General features: G+C 60.8%; 19 protein-coding genes. 8 read left to right on the top strand and 11 right to left on the bottom strand.

Translation table 11 applies throughout. From position 1 onward, the window contains the following. Positions 1 to 50: 50 nt before the first annotated feature. The 4 genes from SynMITS9220_RS10925 to SynMITS9220_RS10910 are packed head-to-tail and all read left to right on the top strand — an operon-like array spanning position 51 to position 2289. A complete protein-coding gene (locus SynMITS9220_RS10925; protein WP_067095710.1) occupies positions 51 to 260 on the top strand; it encodes a DUF2997 domain-containing protein in 210 nt (69 codons plus the stop codon). Then, entirely contained in the window at positions 260 to 652 is a 393-nt protein-coding gene (locus tag SynMITS9220_RS10920) for a DUF1257 domain-containing protein (RefSeq protein ID WP_115125607.1), read from the top strand. Before SynMITS9220_RS10925 ends, SynMITS9220_RS10920 begins: the two co-directional genes overlap by 1 nt. A gap of 30 nt (positions 653 to 682) precedes the next feature. Further along, positions 683 to 1081, top strand: a complete 399-nt coding sequence (locus SynMITS9220_RS10915) for a ferredoxin (protein WP_186989229.1) — start codon at positions 683 to 685, stop codon at positions 1079 to 1081. Continuing rightward, positions 1081 to 2289 (top strand): aldo/keto reductase, encoded by a 1209-nt coding sequence (locus tag SynMITS9220_RS10910; protein ID WP_186989227.1) that lies wholly within the window; start codon positions 1081 to 1083, stop codon positions 2287 to 2289. Before SynMITS9220_RS10915 ends, SynMITS9220_RS10910 begins: the two co-directional genes overlap by 1 nt. Here the strand turns inward: SynMITS9220_RS10910 and SynMITS9220_RS10905 are convergent. Continuing rightward, the gene (locus tag SynMITS9220_RS10905; RefSeq protein WP_186989225.1) at positions 2265 to 3029 is read right to left on the bottom strand and encodes a 16S rRNA (guanine(527)-N(7))-methyltransferase RsmG; all 765 of its coding nucleotides are present in this window, start codon (positions 3027 to 3029) and stop codon (positions 2265 to 2267) included. The genes SynMITS9220_RS10910 and SynMITS9220_RS10905 overlap by 25 nt on opposite strands. A gap of 60 nt (positions 3030 to 3089) precedes the next feature. Between SynMITS9220_RS10905 and SynMITS9220_RS10900 the strand changes: the two genes are divergently transcribed. Both SynMITS9220_RS10900 and SynMITS9220_RS10895 read left to right on the top strand, forming a co-directional pair. Then, positions 3090 to 3617 carry a J domain-containing protein gene (locus SynMITS9220_RS10900; protein ID WP_186989223.1) on the top strand — a complete coding sequence of 176 codons (528 nt, stop codon included), beginning with the start codon at positions 3090 to 3092 and terminating at the stop codon, positions 3615 to 3617. Continuing rightward, entirely contained in the window at positions 3559 to 3825 is a 267-nt protein-coding gene (locus SynMITS9220_RS10895) for a DUF3143 domain-containing protein (RefSeq protein WP_255483067.1), read from the top strand. The genes SynMITS9220_RS10900 and SynMITS9220_RS10895 overlap by 59 nt, the downstream gene beginning before the upstream one ends. A gap of 23 nt (positions 3826 to 3848) precedes the next feature. On the opposite strand, the gene bioA is transcribed toward SynMITS9220_RS10895, so the two are convergent. Further along, on the bottom strand, positions 3849 to 5132 hold the full coding sequence (gene bioA, locus SynMITS9220_RS10890) for an adenosylmethionine--8-amino-7-oxononanoate transaminase (protein ID WP_255483066.1): 1284 nt from the start codon (positions 5130 to 5132) through the stop codon (positions 3849 to 3851). A 60-nt stretch (positions 5133 to 5192) separates the two neighbouring features. Here bioA and SynMITS9220_RS10885 point away from each other — a divergent pair, with 60 nt between their 5' ends. Next, positions 5193 to 5477, top strand: a complete 285-nt coding sequence (locus tag SynMITS9220_RS10885; protein ID WP_255483065.1) for a hypothetical protein — start codon at positions 5193 to 5195, stop codon at positions 5475 to 5477. A gap of 18 nt (positions 5478 to 5495) precedes the next feature. Here the strand turns inward: SynMITS9220_RS10885 and SynMITS9220_RS10880 are convergent, their stop codons facing one another. Genes SynMITS9220_RS10880 through SynMITS9220_RS10860 form a run of 5 tightly spaced genes read right to left on the bottom strand, consistent with a single transcriptional unit; the run spans position 5496 to position 8965 of the window. Beyond that, positions 5496 to 5651 carry a hypothetical protein gene (locus SynMITS9220_RS10880; RefSeq protein WP_186989221.1) on the bottom strand — a complete coding sequence of 52 codons (156 nt, stop codon included), beginning with the start codon at positions 5649 to 5651 and terminating at the stop codon, positions 5496 to 5498. Next, positions 5648 to 6319, bottom strand: a complete 672-nt coding sequence (gene bioD / locus SynMITS9220_RS10875; RefSeq protein WP_186989219.1) for a dethiobiotin synthase — start codon at positions 6317 to 6319, stop codon at positions 5648 to 5650. Before bioD ends, SynMITS9220_RS10880 begins: the two co-directional genes overlap by 4 nt. Beyond that, entirely contained in the window at positions 6316 to 7077 is a 762-nt protein-coding gene (locus SynMITS9220_RS10870) for a methyltransferase (protein ID WP_186989217.1), read from the bottom strand. The genes bioD and SynMITS9220_RS10870 overlap by 4 nt, the downstream gene beginning before the upstream one ends. Next, entirely contained in the window at positions 7077 to 7817 is a 741-nt protein-coding gene (locus SynMITS9220_RS10865) for an alpha/beta hydrolase (protein WP_186989215.1), read from the bottom strand. The genes SynMITS9220_RS10870 and SynMITS9220_RS10865 overlap by 1 nt, the downstream gene beginning before the upstream one ends. After that, positions 7817 to 8965 (bottom strand): aminotransferase class I/II-fold pyridoxal phosphate-dependent enzyme, encoded by a 1149-nt coding sequence (locus SynMITS9220_RS10860; protein WP_186989214.1) that lies wholly within the window; start codon positions 8963 to 8965, stop codon positions 7817 to 7819. The genes SynMITS9220_RS10865 and SynMITS9220_RS10860 overlap by 1 nt, the downstream gene beginning before the upstream one ends. A 73-nt stretch (positions 8966 to 9038) precedes the next feature. Here SynMITS9220_RS10860 and SynMITS9220_RS10855 point away from each other — a divergent pair, with 73 nt between their 5' ends. Next, entirely contained in the window at positions 9039 to 11813 is a 2775-nt protein-coding gene (locus SynMITS9220_RS10855; RefSeq protein WP_186989212.1) for an RNA helicase, read from the top strand. An 11-nt stretch (positions 11814 to 11824) separates the two neighbouring features. Here the strand turns inward: SynMITS9220_RS10855 and fumC are convergent, their stop codons facing one another. The 4 genes from fumC to SynMITS9220_RS10835 form a co-directional block, all read right to left on the bottom strand. Next, a complete protein-coding gene (gene fumC / locus SynMITS9220_RS10850) occupies positions 11825 to 13222 on the bottom strand; it encodes a class II fumarate hydratase (RefSeq protein ID WP_186989210.1) in 1398 nt (465 codons plus the stop codon). 19 nt (positions 13223 to 13241) lie between these two features. Beyond that, entirely contained in the window at positions 13242 to 13349 is a 108-nt protein-coding gene (locus SynMITS9220_RS10845) for an adenylosuccinate lyase (protein WP_115125595.1), read from the bottom strand. Positions 13350 to 13364: 15 nt separating this feature from the next. After that, positions 13365 to 14660, bottom strand: a complete 1296-nt coding sequence (purB, locus tag SynMITS9220_RS10840) for an adenylosuccinate lyase (protein WP_186989207.1) — start codon at positions 14658 to 14660, stop codon at positions 13365 to 13367. 61 nt (positions 14661 to 14721) lie between these two features. Then, complete coding sequence (locus tag SynMITS9220_RS10835; RefSeq protein WP_186989206.1) at positions 14722 to 14937, bottom strand: hypothetical protein; 216 nt, start codon at positions 14935 to 14937, stop codon at positions 14722 to 14724. Positions 14938 to 14971 lie beyond the last annotated feature (34 nt).

Below are 14971 nucleotides of genomic sequence, written 5' to 3'. Positions count from 1 at the left end.
TCCGGCTCCTATCACTTCCCCTTAACATGCGTTTAATTCTGTGATGGAGCATGCCTCAGCGCACAGTGCGATTTCGCATTCGCCCCGATGGTCGTGTTGAAGAGCGGGTTGAAGGGGTCACCGGTGAAGCCTGCCTGCAACTCACGGATCGTCTTGAAACAGCGCTAGGCACTGTTGAACGACGCCAGCCCACTTCCGAAGCTTTCACTTCGACCCAGCCCGTCACTCAGTCCCAGTCCCAGTCCGTCGAGCCTTCCTGATGTCTCATTTCAGTACTGTTAAAACCGAACTCCGTCAGCTGGCTCCGCTGCGTGGAGCTCTCGAGGATCTGGGCTACACGCCCGGCGACAGTCAGCAGACCGTGCGTGGTTACAAAGGGCAGACCGTCGAAGCTGAGCTGGCAGTCGCCGTTGACGGTGGTGCCGACTTCGGGTTCCGATGGAACGAATCGAATCATGCCTACGAGTTCGTCACTGATCTGGACCTGTGGCGTCAGCCTGTGCCTGTTGAGCGTTTTCTCTCCCGTCTGACGCAGCGCTATGCACTGAGGTCAGTGCTGGAAGCCACGCGTCATGAAGGTTTTGATGTCACAGAGCAGCGTGATTGCCAGGATGGATCTATCGAGCTGGTGGTGACCCGTTGGGACGCCTGAACCAGGTCTTTTGTCCAGAAGGTTGATCCTGTGAAGAATCCAGCGGCTGTCGCCTATGTCGCAACGTCTTTTGATCAAGACGAGCGGACAGGATTGGAGCCTGTCCTGGGCGGCAGGCTTCAGCCCAAGGCGGTGTGGGTTGATGAAGCGGCCTGTATTGGTTGCCGTTACTGCGCGCATGTGGCCACGAACACCTTTGTGATTGAGCCTCATCTCGGGCGCTCCAGGGCAGTTCGTCAGGATGGAGATACCTCTGATTGCATCCAGGAAGCGATCGAGACCTGTCCTGTGGACTGCATCCACTGGGTTGCTTTTAATGATCTGCCAGGGCTCAAGCGTCAGCTGGATGCCCAGGAACTGCTGCCGATGGGTGTTCCGTCGCCAGCTCGACCACGTCGTCAGCTTCCTCGCAACACTCATCACGGCTGATGGGGAGTTCCGGTCTGCCAACCCGTCGCTTCGGGCGCACCGAGATTTCAATGCCAGTGCTGTCACTGGGAGGCATGCGCTTTCAGCAGAGCTGGAGTGATCTTGAGGCCGATGCAATCACAGCTCAATCCCAGCAGTTGTTGCGCAGCACCCTGAAACGAGCAGTGCAGACGGGTTTTCATCATGTGGAAACCGCCCGCCACTACGGCAGTTCAGAGCGACAGCTCGGTTGGGCCCTGCCGGATTGTCCGGATCCATCGCGAATCCTGCAGACCAAGGTTCCACCTCAGTCAGATGCGGCGCTTTTCGAAGCTGATCTTGAACTGTCCTTCACCCGTCTCGATGTGGATCGTGTGGATCTGCTGTCGATTCATGGCATCAATCTCCATTCCCATCTCGATCAGACGATCCGACCCGGAGGCTGCCTTGATGTCGTGCGTCGCTGGCAGGCCCAAGGCCGGATCGGTCATGTGGGCTTCTCCACCCATGGAGACACCGATCTCATTGTTGATGCCATCGAAGCGGGCGTTTTCGATTACGTGAACCTGCACTGGTACTTCATCCGTCAGGACAACGAGCCGGCGATCGCAGCAGCCAGTCGTCAGGACATGGGCGTGTTCATCATCAGTCCCACCGATAAGGGAGGGCACCTGCACACCCCCGGTCCCCGCCTGCTGGAGCTCACGCAACCCTTGCATCCGATTGTGTTCAATGATCTCTTCTGCCTCCGTGATTCGCGGGTGCACACGTTGAGCGTTGGTGCTGCACGTCCCCAAGACCTTGATCTGCATCTCGAGGCGGTTTCCCTGCTGGATCAGGCGGAGGAGTTGGTGGCGCCGATCGAATCTCGCCTTCGACTTGCGGAATGCGATGCCCTTGGTGCCTCATGGCTGACAAGTTGGAGAGAGGGATTGCCCGAATGGCAGGACACGCCAGGGGAGATCAACCTGCCGATGCTGCTTTGGCTGCACAACCTGCTTGAGGCATGGGATCTGGAGGGCTTCGTCAAGGCGCGTTACGGCTTGCTGGGTCGTGCCGGTCATTGGTTTCCGGGAGCCAATGCCGATGCGCTTGATGCCAGCGTGAGTGAGGAGCTGCTGTTGTCGGTTTTGAATGACAGTCCCTGGAGGGACCGTATTCCCAGCCTTCTGCGCAGCCTGCGTGAGCGGGCGGGCGGCGCTGCTCAGGAGCGACTGTCGTCGGCTTGAACCCCGAGGGGCATTTTGCTGGGCATGCCTGTGGCCCGTGGGTAGGCCCTGGGTGTTGCCGCTTCAGGACCAATCCTGACCAGGGTGCGAGCTCCTCGCTCGCAGGGCAGTTCCATACGTTGCAGCCTTAGAGAGCGAGCTTTCAGCGGCTTCAGTGCTGATTGGAGCGCCATGTCATCCGTGTCGTGCCAGCGCCCGCGATAGAGCAAGCCCTCTCCGCTCCTGCGCAACAACGGCACGAGGTATTCCGCCACCACCGGAGCTGCGCCCACGGCACGGGCCATCGCAAGATCAAACGTGCCTCGACAGCTGGGATCCTGACCCGTGAGTTCCACCCGTTCTGTGCGGACCAGCACCCGATCGCCGAAGCCCATCGACTTCGCCATTGCAGCCACGGCAGCGGTCTTGCGTCCCACTGAATCCACCAGGGTCAGCTCAGCGCCTGGAAGAGCAATGGCCACAGCCAGGCCAGGGAAGCCTCCGCCTGTGCCCACATCGATGCAGCGGCGAGCAGTGTCTGGGCTCATCAGCTCGGGTAACAGAGGCCAGAGGCTGTCAAAAACCTGAGCAATCCAGAAATCTTCCCCCTCCACCAGCCGGGTGAGATTGACGCGGCTGTTCCAGTCTTCAAGCAGCTGCTGAAGCTCAATGAACTGTCTTAGCTGTCCGGCATCAGGGCTCCATCCGAGCAATTTCCAGAGCTCGGGTCCCGGATTGGCGAACGGCGATGTGTCCGGCATGGCGGCCTAACCGTCACACCTTTCTAGAATGGCGTTGATGCCCAGGTGCTGCTCAACGCAATGGCCCCTCAGGCTCAAGACATCACCTATTACGAGCGACTGGGTGTCTCTCGCAGTGCTGATGCTGATGCTTTGCGCCAGGCCTTCCGTCGCTTGAGCAAGGCGGTGCATCCAGACACCACCCGTTTGCCGGCACAGGATGCGGCTCGCCAATTTCGGCTGCTGCGAGAAGCGTATGAGCAGCTCGCCGATCCACGTCGTCGTCGTGTGTACGACGCTGCGCTGCGGGAAAGGGACGCGATACAGCAGAGCGTGATGCCTTCCCTGCCGGTTCCTCATGCGATCGGTCAGCGTCGTCCCCTCTCCGGTGGTGAATGGCTCTCACTGCTCTTGTTGCTGGGGTCTTTGCTGCTCTGTCTGCTGCTTGGCGTTGGTGTGGCCTGGAGCCGAGGACTTGAACTTCAGGTGCAGCCGAGTTGGCTAGTGGAGGAGCAGACTCAGCTCATGGATGCGCAGCCCGGTGATTCCGATGGCATCACTTCCTTCAGCGGACACGCCGCTCAACCAGCATTCCCTGCGGGCACTTGAGCAGTGGTTGCAGTCGCTGGGCGCCACCCGCAGTGATCAGGACCCCTGCGACTGGGTCTGGGAGCAGCCAGCCTGGAGTGCACTGCTGAAGCTCGATCAGCAGGATCTTGGAGTGATCTGGACTTCGGAGCAGCCAACCCGCTCCTGTTCCTACCCCTATGGCCTGACCCGAGAGGATGTGGAAGCTGCACTCCGTCTTGGTCCGTGAGCATCAGTGGTTTCGACCAGGGCTCATCGGCCAGGCAGAGCATCAAGCCCACTGTGCAGAGCGTCGTAGCACTGATCCAGCTGGTCGTCGCTAATGCAGAGCGGCGGCAGCAGATAAACCACATCCCCGAGGGGACGGATCAGCACGCCCTGATCTCTCACGAGGCCGCGGAGCACCTTGCCTGCAGGATTGAGATACCCCTGCTCACCGTCGGTGACGAGATCAAAGGCGGCGATGGTGCCGCAGAGCCTGACGCGTTGCACCCTGGGATGGTCGGCCAATCGCTCCAGCCTGACCTGATGGCGTTGTTCGAACTGCTCATGACAGGCAGGGTCCGCTTCGAGCAAATCCAAGCTTGCATTGGCCGCTGCGCAGCCGAGTGGGTTGGCCGTGAAGCTGTGACCATGCCACAGGGTTTTGGTTGGATCGCTGCCGAGGAATTCCTGAAAGATTGCTTCGCTGGCCATCGTGATGCCCATCGGCAGGAATCCGGCGGTGAGTCCTTTGGATAGTGCCACCAGATCCGGCTGGATTCCCGCTCGCTGGGATGCCAGCAGGCGGCCGCAACGACCAAAACCGGCGAGGACCTCATCGGCGATCAGCAGGCTGCCGGCGCGCCTGACCTGTTGTTCCACGGCCTGCAGAAACTGAGGCCGAACCATGCGCATGCCGCCAGCACCCTGGATGAGCGGTTCGAGAATCACCGCCGCGGTGGGCGTTTTCAGAGCCAGTGCCAGGTCATCAAGAGCCCTCTGTTCACTGGCTTCTACCGTTTGGTCATTCCAGTGGGTCTGGGGCCAGGGAACCCGTCGCACCGGAAACAGCATTGGATCGAACGGTTCACTAAACAGACTGCGTGCTCCGACCGCCATCGCTCCGAAGGTGTCGCCGTGATAAGCCCCATCGAATGCGATGAGTTGCTGGCGTGGTTCGCCGCGGTTGTGCCACCACTGCACGGCTGTTTTGAGGGCTACTTCCACCGCGGTGGAGCCGTTGTCCGAGAAGAAAACACGATCCAGTCCAGTTCGCTGGGCCAGGCGTGATGCCAGTCGTTCCGCTTGAGGATGGGTGAATTCCGCGAAAATCACCTGCTCAAGCGTGGCGGCCTGCTCGGCGATTGCAGCAGCAACCACCGGGTTGGCATGGCCGTGAAGCGTGACCCACCAGCTGCTGATCGCATCAATCAGTGGTGGTCCTTCAGCTCGATAGAGCAGGGCCCCTTCACCGCGTACCACCTGCTCCAGAGCCGGCGTGGTGGTGATCGACGTGAAGGGTGGCCAGAGGTTGGGGTGATGGTTCCGTGACACTGGGCACGCTTGAAGGCCTGTGGTCATCATGGGCGCAGGATTGCGAGGCCAGCTATGGCCATGAATCAGACAGACAACCATCGAGTGCGGTCAACATCCAATCGATTTGTGGAGCCGGCTTTGCAGCGCCCTCGCTGTGGACCTGGCAGCGATGGTTGTCGAAGCATTTTTTTTGAAGGTGGATGGCCCTCGATCAAGGCGCGGCTTGAAATGCGTGGCTGGTCACCCTCCCAGATTGAACAGATTCATGAACAGCTTCGTCAGGGATGGACTCTGTCCATGGCCGTGCGCCACGTGGCCCTACTGATGGGCAGATGCCCTTTGAGATCTCGACCCATGGGTTGAAATCACTGCCTGAGCTCTCTACTCGCAGACCTTGCTGTCTTGTTCTCCGAGGGTTGCGATCGGCCCGCAGTTGAACCAGCGCACAAGCTGCACTTCAACATCGGTGAACAGCACGAGGATGCCGCCGCAGAGGAGCGCAACGGCCACTGTGGCCCAGGTCTGACGGCTTGTCATCGGTTGTCCGGATGGTTCGCAAATGCCTCGAACTTAGGGCCGAGGCCCTGGTTGCACCATGCATGGCGCAGAGTTTCCGCGTTGAGAGGATGCAAGGGGGGCAGTTCCGCCAGCACAGGAACATCGCCGATCTCACTGAGAGTTCGCGGATTGTCGGCATGGGCAGGCCCATTCAGAATCAAGCCGACCACAGGGATCTTGCGGTTGCGTAGCGCTTCAAGACTGAGCAGGGTGTGATTCAGTGTGCCCAGCCCGCTGCGGGCCACCAGAACAACGGGCAGCATCCACTCCTGCAGCTGATCGATCTGCTGCCAGGAGCGAGTGAGTGGGACATGTAGTCCTCCGGCGGTCTCCACCACCAGTGGCCTGGTCCCCGTAGCTGGAAGCGTCAGTTGCGTCGGATCTAGGCGTCTGTTTTCGAGTTCCGCTGCCCAATGGGGTGAAACAGCTGCCTGGAAGGCATAGGTCTCAGCAATCCAGCGATCGGAGGGAAGGTCGATCAGCTCCACCACCCGCTCACGATCACCGCCGTCCTCCAGACCGCTCTGCACCGGTTTCCAATACACAGCATTCAGCCCCTGGACCAGCAGTGCACTGACCACTGTTTTGCCCACATCCGTGTCGGTGCCGCAGACCACAAGGCGCAGTGCAGCTGAGCTCGGTCTCATCGTTGGATCAGCAGCAACTGGATCACCCAGGTGAGTCTGAGCTGTCCCGCACCATCATGATCGGGCCAGGCCTGCTGCAGTGTGCGCCAGTCTCGAACCGGCAGCGACGGCTGCGTGCTGCAGTCCGCTCCAACCTTGCGCAGCGGTTTCAGCAGCTTGGGCAGGGTTGGAGCTACAGCATTGCAGTGCATGTCTTCCCGCATCCTGATCTGATCCGCCCTGACCCATCGGAGCAAGGCTTCCATCTCTGGGAAGGCAAGAGCTGTGCAGGGGATGCCGGTGGTTTCCGCGGCCCGATGCCACTGAGGGAAGCAACCTTTGACCGGCAGTGCTACCGCCAACCATCCCCCCGGAGCCAGCTGATGCAGCCAATGCCGGATCACCTCACCGGGTGTCGGTAACCAGTGCAGACAGAAGCTTGATGCCAGCAGACTGGGAGCCTCAGGCCATCGTGGCAACGGTCCTCTCAGATCCCATTGCTGGGTTGTGGAGGAGAGCGGTTGTTGGCGAAGCATGGCCTCGCTGCCGTCCACACGCAGCACACGTTGCCCTGGGTGCCGGGCTTCCAGCGCCTCAGCCAGGTGTCCGGTGCCGCTGCCGAGGTCGACCCACAGTCCTCTGGGGACGGCCTGTTGTCTGCAATGGTTCGCCAGCTGACCGGCCACAGCATGCTGCAGCGTTGCTGAGGCGTTGTAGTTCTGCGCCGACTGATCGAAACGGCTGAGGACTTTGTCGCCCCAGTTGTCGATGGGGGCCATCAGTTTGCTCGACTGTTGTGATCCAGCCACTGCTGGACCCGCACGAGCAGATCCGGGACCAGCAGTGCGTGACCGACATCCTGGAGCTGCCATTGCTCGGGCGCTTTCTGCAGGTGGCTCGTGAGGGCTAAAAGGTGTTCACGGCTTGCTGCCGGTGCAACGATCGCATCATCCATCCCATCCACCACCAGCACACGGGCGGTTTTTGGCAGGCCCGTTGGCAGGCCCGAGGTTTTGATCAGGCGCTCAAGATCATCTTTTAGACAGTCCCTCCCACGCTGGGAGAGTCCGTGCTGTTCCGGTCCAGGTGGCAGACCGCACACATCAGCGGGTTGCGCTGCGCGTTTCAGGAAGGTTCTGAGCATCTTGGCCTCACCGGGACTGCCGATCGCGTTCTGCATGCCCCGAAGGCCAGTGCGCAACGCCCTCCCCTCCGGTCCCTGCGGAACGAATCGCCCGAAGCTGGCGAGCAGCACCACATCCGTGGCCTGGTTCAGCACAGAGGGTTCCAGCAGATGGGGGCCGAGGGAATGGGCGATCACGACCCTGCGCTGCCTGGCCTTGCATGGGTTTGTGCCGCCGCTGGCTGGCTCTGCCCAGTTTGGATTGCAAGATCGCCTGTTGCCGTAGCCGCGTTCGCCGCTTTGCCAGAGCCAGCCGCGATGGCTGAAATGACGCTCCCATGCAGCCCAAGCTGTGCTGTCGCTGCTCCAGCCATGCATGGCGATGACCTGTTTCATCAGGAAACGCGGCCATCTGACAGGGCCCTCAGCAGTGATTCCAATGTCTCATCGGGAAGGAGGCGATGCAGAACCAGACGTAGCCGGGCACTGCCTTCCGGAACGGTGGGTGGGCGGATTGCAGCGGTGAAAAGGCCCGAGAGTTCGAGATGGCGTTGCAAATTCAGACATCGCTGATCCTCTCCAACGAGCAGTGGCACGATCGGCCCGCCACCTGTCGGTCGCGCCCAGCCTGCTTCGACGAGGCGGTCACGCCAGGTGTTGCTGCGTTGAACCAGTGTCTGGCCCCAGTCGGGGTTGTTCCGCATCAGCTCCAGAGCGGCAAGAGCTGCAGCAGCCAGGGGTGGTGCCAGTGCAGTTGTGTATCGGAAGGCTCCGCTTTCCTGAAGCAATTGCTCTCCAAGCTCGCCATTGCAGGCCAGGAAGGCTCCGCCGCTGCCGAAAGCCTTGCCGAAGGTGCCGCTGAGCATCGTCACTCTCCGTTCTCCAAAGCCGAGGCCACGGCCTCCTTCGCCAAGTACACCGAGGGCATGGGCCTCATCCAGGAGCAGGCTCGCGTTATGGCGCTCGCAGAGTGTTGCCAGCTCATGCACCCTTGGACTGGTGCCTTCCATGCTGAACAGGCTTTCAGTGATCACCAGCAGGTGCGCGTCTGGATGCTCGCTGCGACAGCGCAGCATCAGACGCTCCAGCGATTCAAGATCGTTGTGGACAAAACGCCGGAGTCGGGCACCGCTGGCTTGCACGCCCACCAGCAATGAGTGATGAATCAGCCGATCCGCGACAACGGTGGTGTGCCTGTTCGCCAGGGCTTTAACCGCCGCAAGATTGGCCTGAAACCCGCTTGGGAACAGCAACACTTTGTCGCGGCCGAGCCATTGCGCCAGCTCTGACTCCAATTGGTCATGCACAGGGCGGCTGCCGCTCACCAGCCGTGAGCCGCCTGCTCCCACGCCGCTGCATCGCAATTGCGCCTCGGCCGCGGCGATCAGGGAAGGATGCCGGCAGAGGCTCAGATAATCGTTGCTCGCCAGGTCAAACAGCTCCGGGCCACATGCCGAACCAGCGGTGACGGCCTGGACAAGCTCCTGCTTCCCGGCAGGCGACCAGGTGCGCAGCTGACGGCGACGGGCCGGAGGAGTGCTCATGCATGCAGTCTCGGTCCAAGCCGATCGTGTTGGGGATGCACTGCCCTTTTGGCGGCGTCCCTAGGATTGACTCATGGCGGATCAAGACAACCAGCCTTCAGAGCCCGTGCAGGGAGGGTCGCCGGATCCGTCGCAGTTGTTTCCTTTTCCGCTGGATGACTTTCAGCTGGAGGCGATCGACGCTCTGAACCAAGGCCATTCCGTGGTGGTCAGTGCGCCCACAGGATCTGGAAAAACCTTGATCGGTGAGTACGCCATCCATCGCGCCATGGCACATGGCCAGAAAGTTTTTTACACCACACCACTGAAAGCTCTCTCCAACCAGAAGCTGCGCGATTTCCGAGAGCAATTCGGTGCGGAGAACGTGGGCCTGATGACCGGTGATCTGAGCGTTAACAGGGATGCCTCAATCGTGGTGATGACCACGGAGATCTTCCGGAACATGCTCTATGCCGAGGCGGACGAGCATGACGATCCACTCGCCGATGTGGAGGCCGTGGTGCTGGATGAGTGCCACTACATGAATGACTCTCAGCGCGGCACCGTTTGGGAGGAATCAATCATTCACTCACCGCCGCCTGTCCAGCTCGTGGCGCTCTCGGCCACGGTGGCCAATGCCGGGCAGCTCACTGATTGGATCGAAAAGGTGCACGGTCCCACCACGCTTGTGCTGAGTGACTTTCGGCCTGTGCCATTGCATTTCGGTTTCTGCAGTGCCAAGGGGCTGCACCCGTTGCTCAATGAGCAGGGCACAGGCCTTCATCCCAACTGCAAGGTCTGGCGAGCTCCCAAGGGACACAAGCGCAAGGGCCGTTCCCCCAGGCCTCCGCAGCCCGAACCGCCACCGATCAGCTTTGTGGTGGCCCAGATGGCCGAGCGCGACATGTTGCCAGCCATCTACTTCATCTTCAGTCGTCGTGGTTGCGATAAGGCCGTTCGCGACCTGGGGGTGCAGTGCTTGGTGACCGAGGCGGAGCAGGCCCGAATCCGTGAGCGTCTCAACGCCTACACCTCAGCCAATCCTGAAGCTGTTCGCGATGGCATTCACGCTGATGCCCTGCTGCGTGGCATCGCTGCGCACCATGCAGGAGTCCTCCCGGCCTGGAAGGAGCTGATTGAGGAGTTGTTCCAGCAAGGTCTGGTGAAGGTGGTTTTTGCCACAGAAACACTGGCGGCGGGCATCAATATGCCCGCGCGCACCACAGTGATTGCGTCACTGTCCAAACGCACAGAGCGTGGCCATCGCCCCTTGATGGCCAGTGAGTTTTTGCAGATGGCTGGTCGAGCAGGACGGCGTGGACTCGACTCCCAGGGCTATGTGGTCACGGTGCAGAGCCGTTTTGAAGGAGTGCGCGAAGCCGGTCAGCTGGCAACGAGTCCTCCAGATCCGCTGGTGAGCCAGTTCACCCCCAGTTATGGGATGGTCCTCAACCTGCTGCAGCGCCATGATCTGGCCAAGGCGCGCGAGCTGGTGGAACGCAGCTTCGGCCGCTACCTGGCCAGCCTGGACTTGGTCGAGGAGGAGGAGATCCTTGAGCAGTTGCGTCTGCAGCTTGGGCAGTTGCAGGGGTCGGCGGGTGATGTGCCGTGGGAAGACTTCGAGGACTACGAAAAACGGCGTGGGCGCCTGCGCGAAGAGCGCCGACTGATGCGCATCCTTCAGCAACAGGCCGAGGAAACCCTGGCGCATGAGCTCACGCTGGCTCTGCAGTTTGCGAGCGTCGGAACGCTGGTCAGCCTGAAGGCCCCGCAACTGCGTGGTGGCGTGACTCCGGCGGTGATCGTGGAGAAGTGCGAGGGACCAGGACAGTTCCCGCTGCTGCTCTGCCTCACCATCGACAACGTTTGGTTGATGTTGCCCTGTCAGGCGGTGGTGAGCCTGCATGCGGAGCTGAGCTGTCTGCAAGTGGATGGCGTCTTAGCTCCAGAACTCGGTCGTTCCGGTGAGCTCCGCCATGGGGATCAGAGCAGCGGTGGTTTGGCTCTGGCAGTGGGGCATATGGCTCAGCGCCATGACATGACGACCCCTCAGTACGACCTGGCAGGAGAAGTGCTCTCCCAGGCGCAGACGGTGCAGACCCTTGAAGCCGATCTCGAAGCTCACCCCGCCCATCGCTGGGGAGATCGCAAGCAACTTAAGAAGCACCGCCGGCGCATGGAGGACTTGGAGCTGGAGATCGCCGAGCGGCAGCAACTGCTTCACCATCGCGCCAACCGTCACTGGGAGACCTTTCTCGCTCTGATGGAGATCCTTCAGCACTTCGCAGCTCTTGATGAGCTCGAACCCACGGAGATCGGTCGCACCGTGGCGGCTCTCCGTGGCGACAACGAACTCTGGCTTGGTCTGGCCCTGATGAGCGGTCACCTTGATGATCTGCCGCCGTCAGAGCTGGCCGCCGTGTTTGAAGCGATCAGCACGGAGGTGAACCGTCCGGACCTCTGGAGCGGATTCCCAGCGCCACCCCTTGCCGAGGAGGCACTGCACGACCTCTCCGGTCTGCGCCGTGAGTTGCTGCGCGCACAGGAACGTCATCAGGTTGTTGTCCCGGCCTGGTGGGAGCCCGAGCTGATGGGACTGGTGGCGGCATGGGCCAGTGGCACGGCCTGGAATGACCTGATTGCCAACACCTCTCTGGATGAAGGTGATGTGGTGCGGATCATGCGCCGCACGGTGGATCTGTTGGCACAGGTTCCCTACTGCGAAGCGATCAGTGAGCAGCTACGCGGCCATGCCCGTCAGGCCCTCAAGGCGATCAACCGTTTTCCTGTTGCTGAAGCTGACGATCTGCAGAAGGCTGCCGCAGCGGAGTCAGAGGGTCTCAATCCCGCTACGGAACGGGCCGCCTGATAGCGGTTTCTTCAGCCCTGCTGACGTGCCATGTCAGCGGGATCGACGATGCGGTCGAAGTCCTCAGCGCTGACATAGCCAAGGTCCAGAGCCGCATCGCGCAAGCTCAGACCCTGCTCATGGGCGTATTTCGCAATTGAACTGGCCTTGTCGTACCCGATCATCGGAGCCAGAGGTGTCACCAGCATGAGGGACTGCTCAACATCACGCTGAATCCTGGCCCTGTTCGGTTCGATTCCCTCGACCATGGCCACACGGAAGCAGCGGCAGGAATCCGTGAGCAGGGTGATCGAGCGAAGCAGATTGAAGCCGATCAGCGGCTTGTAGACATTCATCTGTAGGTGGCCGCCAGCTCCGGCCATCGCCACTGCAGCATCCAGGCCGATCACCTGAGTGCAAACCATGGCCATCGCTTCGCACTGGGTTGGGTTCACTTTGCCCGGCATGATTGAACTTCCCGGCTCGTTCTCGGGCAGATGCAACTCTGCGAGTCCTGCGCGCGGACCACAGGCCAGAAGGCGGATGTCATTGGCGATCTTCAGCAAGCTCCCGGCAAGCAGGCGCAGTTGTGCCATCGTATGGACTAGCCCGTCGTGGCTTGCCATCACAGCAAATTTGTTGGGGGCTGAGCTGAAAGCGAGTCCTGTGAGTTGCGCCAGTTCCTGAGCAGCCTGTTCGGCGAAACCATCGGGAGCATTCAGGCCCGTTCCCACCGCGGTGCCGCCGAGTGGCAATGGATAGACCTCCGCGAGACTGCATGCAACGCGAGCGCGGGCGGCCGCGATCTGGTCGCGCCACGCTGATGCCTCCTGTCCAAGGGTGAGCGGAACCGCATCTTGCAGATGGGTGCGGCCGATCTTCACAAGGTCTTTCCAGAGCTCGGTTTTGGCTGCGAAAACATCGATCAATCGATCGAGTTCAGGAAGCAGTCGATGTTCGACACCTGCGGCGGCTGCCACGTGAATTGCCGCAGGGAAGGCATCGTTTGTGGATTGGGAACGGTTGACATGGTCATTGGGGTGCACCGGCCGGTGGCTGCCAAGCGGCTCACCCGCAGCCTGAGCCGCCAGGTTGCTGATCACCTCATTGACGTTCATATTCGTCTGTGTGCCGCTGCCGGTTTGCCAGACGCGCAAGGGGAACTGATCATCATGCTGACCGTCTGCAATTGCTGAAGCCGCCGTCGCGATGGCGGCACAGTCGCTCTCACTGATGACGCCGAGGCGGGCATTCACGCTTGCTGCGGCCTGTTTGATGCGGGCGAGGGCATGAATCAGCTCCGCAGGCATGAGGTCGTCCGCAATGTCGAAGTTCTTCAGAGACCGTTGTGTTTGCGCTCCCCAGAGAGCCTCTGCGGGGACTTCCACGGCCCCCATGCTGTCGTGTTCGATCCTGGTCGCTTCTGACATCGCAGGGCAGGTGAATGCGTTAAGAACGTGGACCCGCTCCGGGTCTGAGCACGAGGACAATGATCAGCAGCATGCCGCTGACGCTGACGACCACGTAAATCCAGTCTGCATAGGGGGTCCAGAACATGGTTCAGACCAGGCCTCAAAGCCCCAGGCGTTCCCAGATCACCCCCAGATTTGCCTGGTGTAGATCGGTGCTGAAGCAATCGTCTAGTTGCTGGGGGCTCAGCTTGGCTGTGACTTCGGGGTCAGCTTCAAGGTTGCGGCGGAAATCCCCCCCATCGTTATTCCAGGCGCTGTGAGCATTGCGCTGCACCACTCGATAGGCATCTTCCCTGCTCATACCTGCATCCACCAGCCCGAGCAGCACCCGCTGGCTGAACACCACGCCGCCGTACACGTTCATATTGCGGAGCATGTTTCCTGGGTACACCCCTAGACCTGCCACCACAGCTGTCATCTCCCGCAGCATGAAATGCAGTGTCACCGAGCAGTCGGGGAGCATCATTCGCTCGGTTGAGCTGTGGCTGATATCCCGCTCATGCCAGAGCGCCACATTCTCCAATGCGGCGACGACATAGCTGCGCAGCACTCTGGCCAGACCGCTGATGCGTTCACTGCGAATGGGGTTGCGTTTGTGCGGCATGGCCGAGCTGCCTTTCTGACCTTTGGCAAAGCTCTCTTCCACCTCGAGCACGTCCGTCCGCTGAAGGTTGCGGATTTCAGTGGAAAAGCGATCCAGTGAGGCGCCGATCAGTGCCAGGGTCTGGACATAATCCGCATGTCGATCGCGAGAGATCACCTGGGTGCTCGCGGTATCGGGGGTGAGGCCCAGCCGATCGCAGGTGAGACGTTCCACCTCTGGGTCAGTGTTGGCATAGGTGCCCATGGCTCCGCTCACCTGACCCACGGCCACATCCCGCTCCAGCCGTTCGAGTCGCTCGGCATTGCGGCGGGTCTCGGCCAGCCAGCCAGCCAACTTGAAGCCAAATGTGATCGGTTCACCATGAATGGCATGGGAACGACCGATCATCACGGTGGACTTGTGTTCAGACGCCAGTTTGGTGATGGCCGCGTCAAGAGCGCTGAGTTCCTTCCTCAGCAGAACGACGGAAGCCTTGAGCTGCAAGGCCAAACCGGTGTCCAGCACATCGCTGCTGGTCATCCCTACGTGGATGTAGCGACCTGCATCGCCGACGTGCTCGTTGACGTTGGTGAGAAAGGCGATCACGTCGTGACGCACTTCCGCTTCGATTTCGAGGATCCGTGCTGGCTCAAAAGCCGACTTGCTGCGGATGTCCTCCATGGCTTCGTTGGGAACGCGTCCCAGGCTGCAGTTGGCCTCACAGGCAGCCACTTCAACATCAAGCCAGCTCTGGTACTTGGCCTGATCGGTCCAGATCGCGCCCATTTCGGGCAAGGTGTAGCGCTCGATCAAGGGATCGCAGACAAACGGTCAATCCTCGACCATACGGTGACGCAGGTTCGTTTCCAGGTTCTCAGGCAGAACGCAGGCGCCGATGTTCCACTTCCCATTGCACGTGCTGTCCCCACGCTTGTTGTCGAACCGTGCAGCGTCCACCTCGACATTCGATCACTTGGAAGGGGGGGAGATCGTTGGGGTGATTTTCGATGGTGACGAAGGTTCCGGGATGCAGGAGTTCCACCACGTTGAGAGGGCTGCGGCGGTGCCGTGGCTGCTGCTTGGCGGACATAACCGTGTTGCGGTTCGGATCGATCCTCAAGGAG

It is taken from the genome of Synechococcus sp. MIT S9220, assembly GCF_014304815.1.
Classification (GTDB): domain Bacteria; phylum Cyanobacteriota; class Cyanobacteriia; order PCC-6307; family Cyanobiaceae; genus Synechococcus_C.
Note: the sequence above shows the minus strand (reverse complement) of the source record. Positions and strands in the feature narration are given on the sequence as shown.

Excerpts from the sequence above, each read along its gene's own strand:
- SynMITS9220_RS10860 (WP_186989214.1), bottom strand. The coding sequence starts at position 8,965 with ATGAGCACTCCTCCGGCCCGTCGCCGTCAGCTGCGCACCTGGTCGCCT.
- SynMITS9220_RS10905 (WP_186989225.1), bottom strand. The coding sequence starts at position 3,029 with ATGCCGGACACATCGCCGTTCGCCAATCCGGGACCCGAGCTCTGGAAA.
- SynMITS9220_RS10845 (WP_115125595.1), bottom strand. The coding sequence starts at position 13,349 with ATGTTCTGGACCCCCTATGCAGACTGGATTTACGTGGTCGTCAGCGTC.
- SynMITS9220_RS10910 (WP_186989227.1), top strand. The coding sequence starts at position 1,081 with ATGGGGAGTTCCGGTCTGCCAACCCGTCGCTTCGGGCGCACCGAGATT.
- SynMITS9220_RS10885 (WP_255483065.1), top strand. The coding sequence starts at position 5,193 with ATGAATCAGACAGACAACCATCGAGTGCGGTCAACATCCAATCGATTT.
- SynMITS9220_RS10920 (WP_115125607.1), top strand. The coding sequence starts at position 260 with ATGTCTCATTTCAGTACTGTTAAAACCGAACTCCGTCAGCTGGCTCCG.
- SynMITS9220_RS10895 (WP_255483067.1), top strand. The coding sequence starts at position 3,559 with ATGGCATCACTTCCTTCAGCGGACACGCCGCTCAACCAGCATTCCCTG.
- SynMITS9220_RS10900 (WP_186989223.1), top strand. The coding sequence starts at position 3,090 with ATGGCCCCTCAGGCTCAAGACATCACCTATTACGAGCGACTGGGTGTC.
- bioD (WP_186989219.1), bottom strand. The coding sequence starts at position 6,319 with ATGAGACCGAGCTCAGCTGCACTGCGCCTTGTGGTCTGCGGCACCGAC.
- SynMITS9220_RS10835 (WP_186989206.1), bottom strand. The coding sequence starts at position 14,937 with ATGTCCGCCAAGCAGCAGCCACGGCACCGCCGCAGCCCTCTCAACGTG.
- SynMITS9220_RS10865 (WP_186989215.1), bottom strand. The coding sequence starts at position 7,817 with ATGAAACAGGTCATCGCCATGCATGGCTGGAGCAGCGACAGCACAGCT.
- fumC (WP_186989210.1), bottom strand. The coding sequence starts at position 13,222 with ATGTCAGAAGCGACCAGGATCGAACACGACAGCATGGGGGCCGTGGAA.
- SynMITS9220_RS10855 (WP_186989212.1), top strand. The coding sequence starts at position 9,039 with ATGGCGGATCAAGACAACCAGCCTTCAGAGCCCGTGCAGGGAGGGTCG.
- SynMITS9220_RS10925 (WP_067095710.1), top strand. The coding sequence starts at position 51 with ATGCCTCAGCGCACAGTGCGATTTCGCATTCGCCCCGATGGTCGTGTT.
- SynMITS9220_RS10870 (WP_186989217.1), bottom strand. The coding sequence starts at position 7,077 with ATGGCCCCCATCGACAACTGGGGCGACAAAGTCCTCAGCCGTTTCGAT.
- SynMITS9220_RS10880 (WP_186989221.1), bottom strand. The coding sequence starts at position 5,651 with ATGACAAGCCGTCAGACCTGGGCCACAGTGGCCGTTGCGCTCCTCTGC.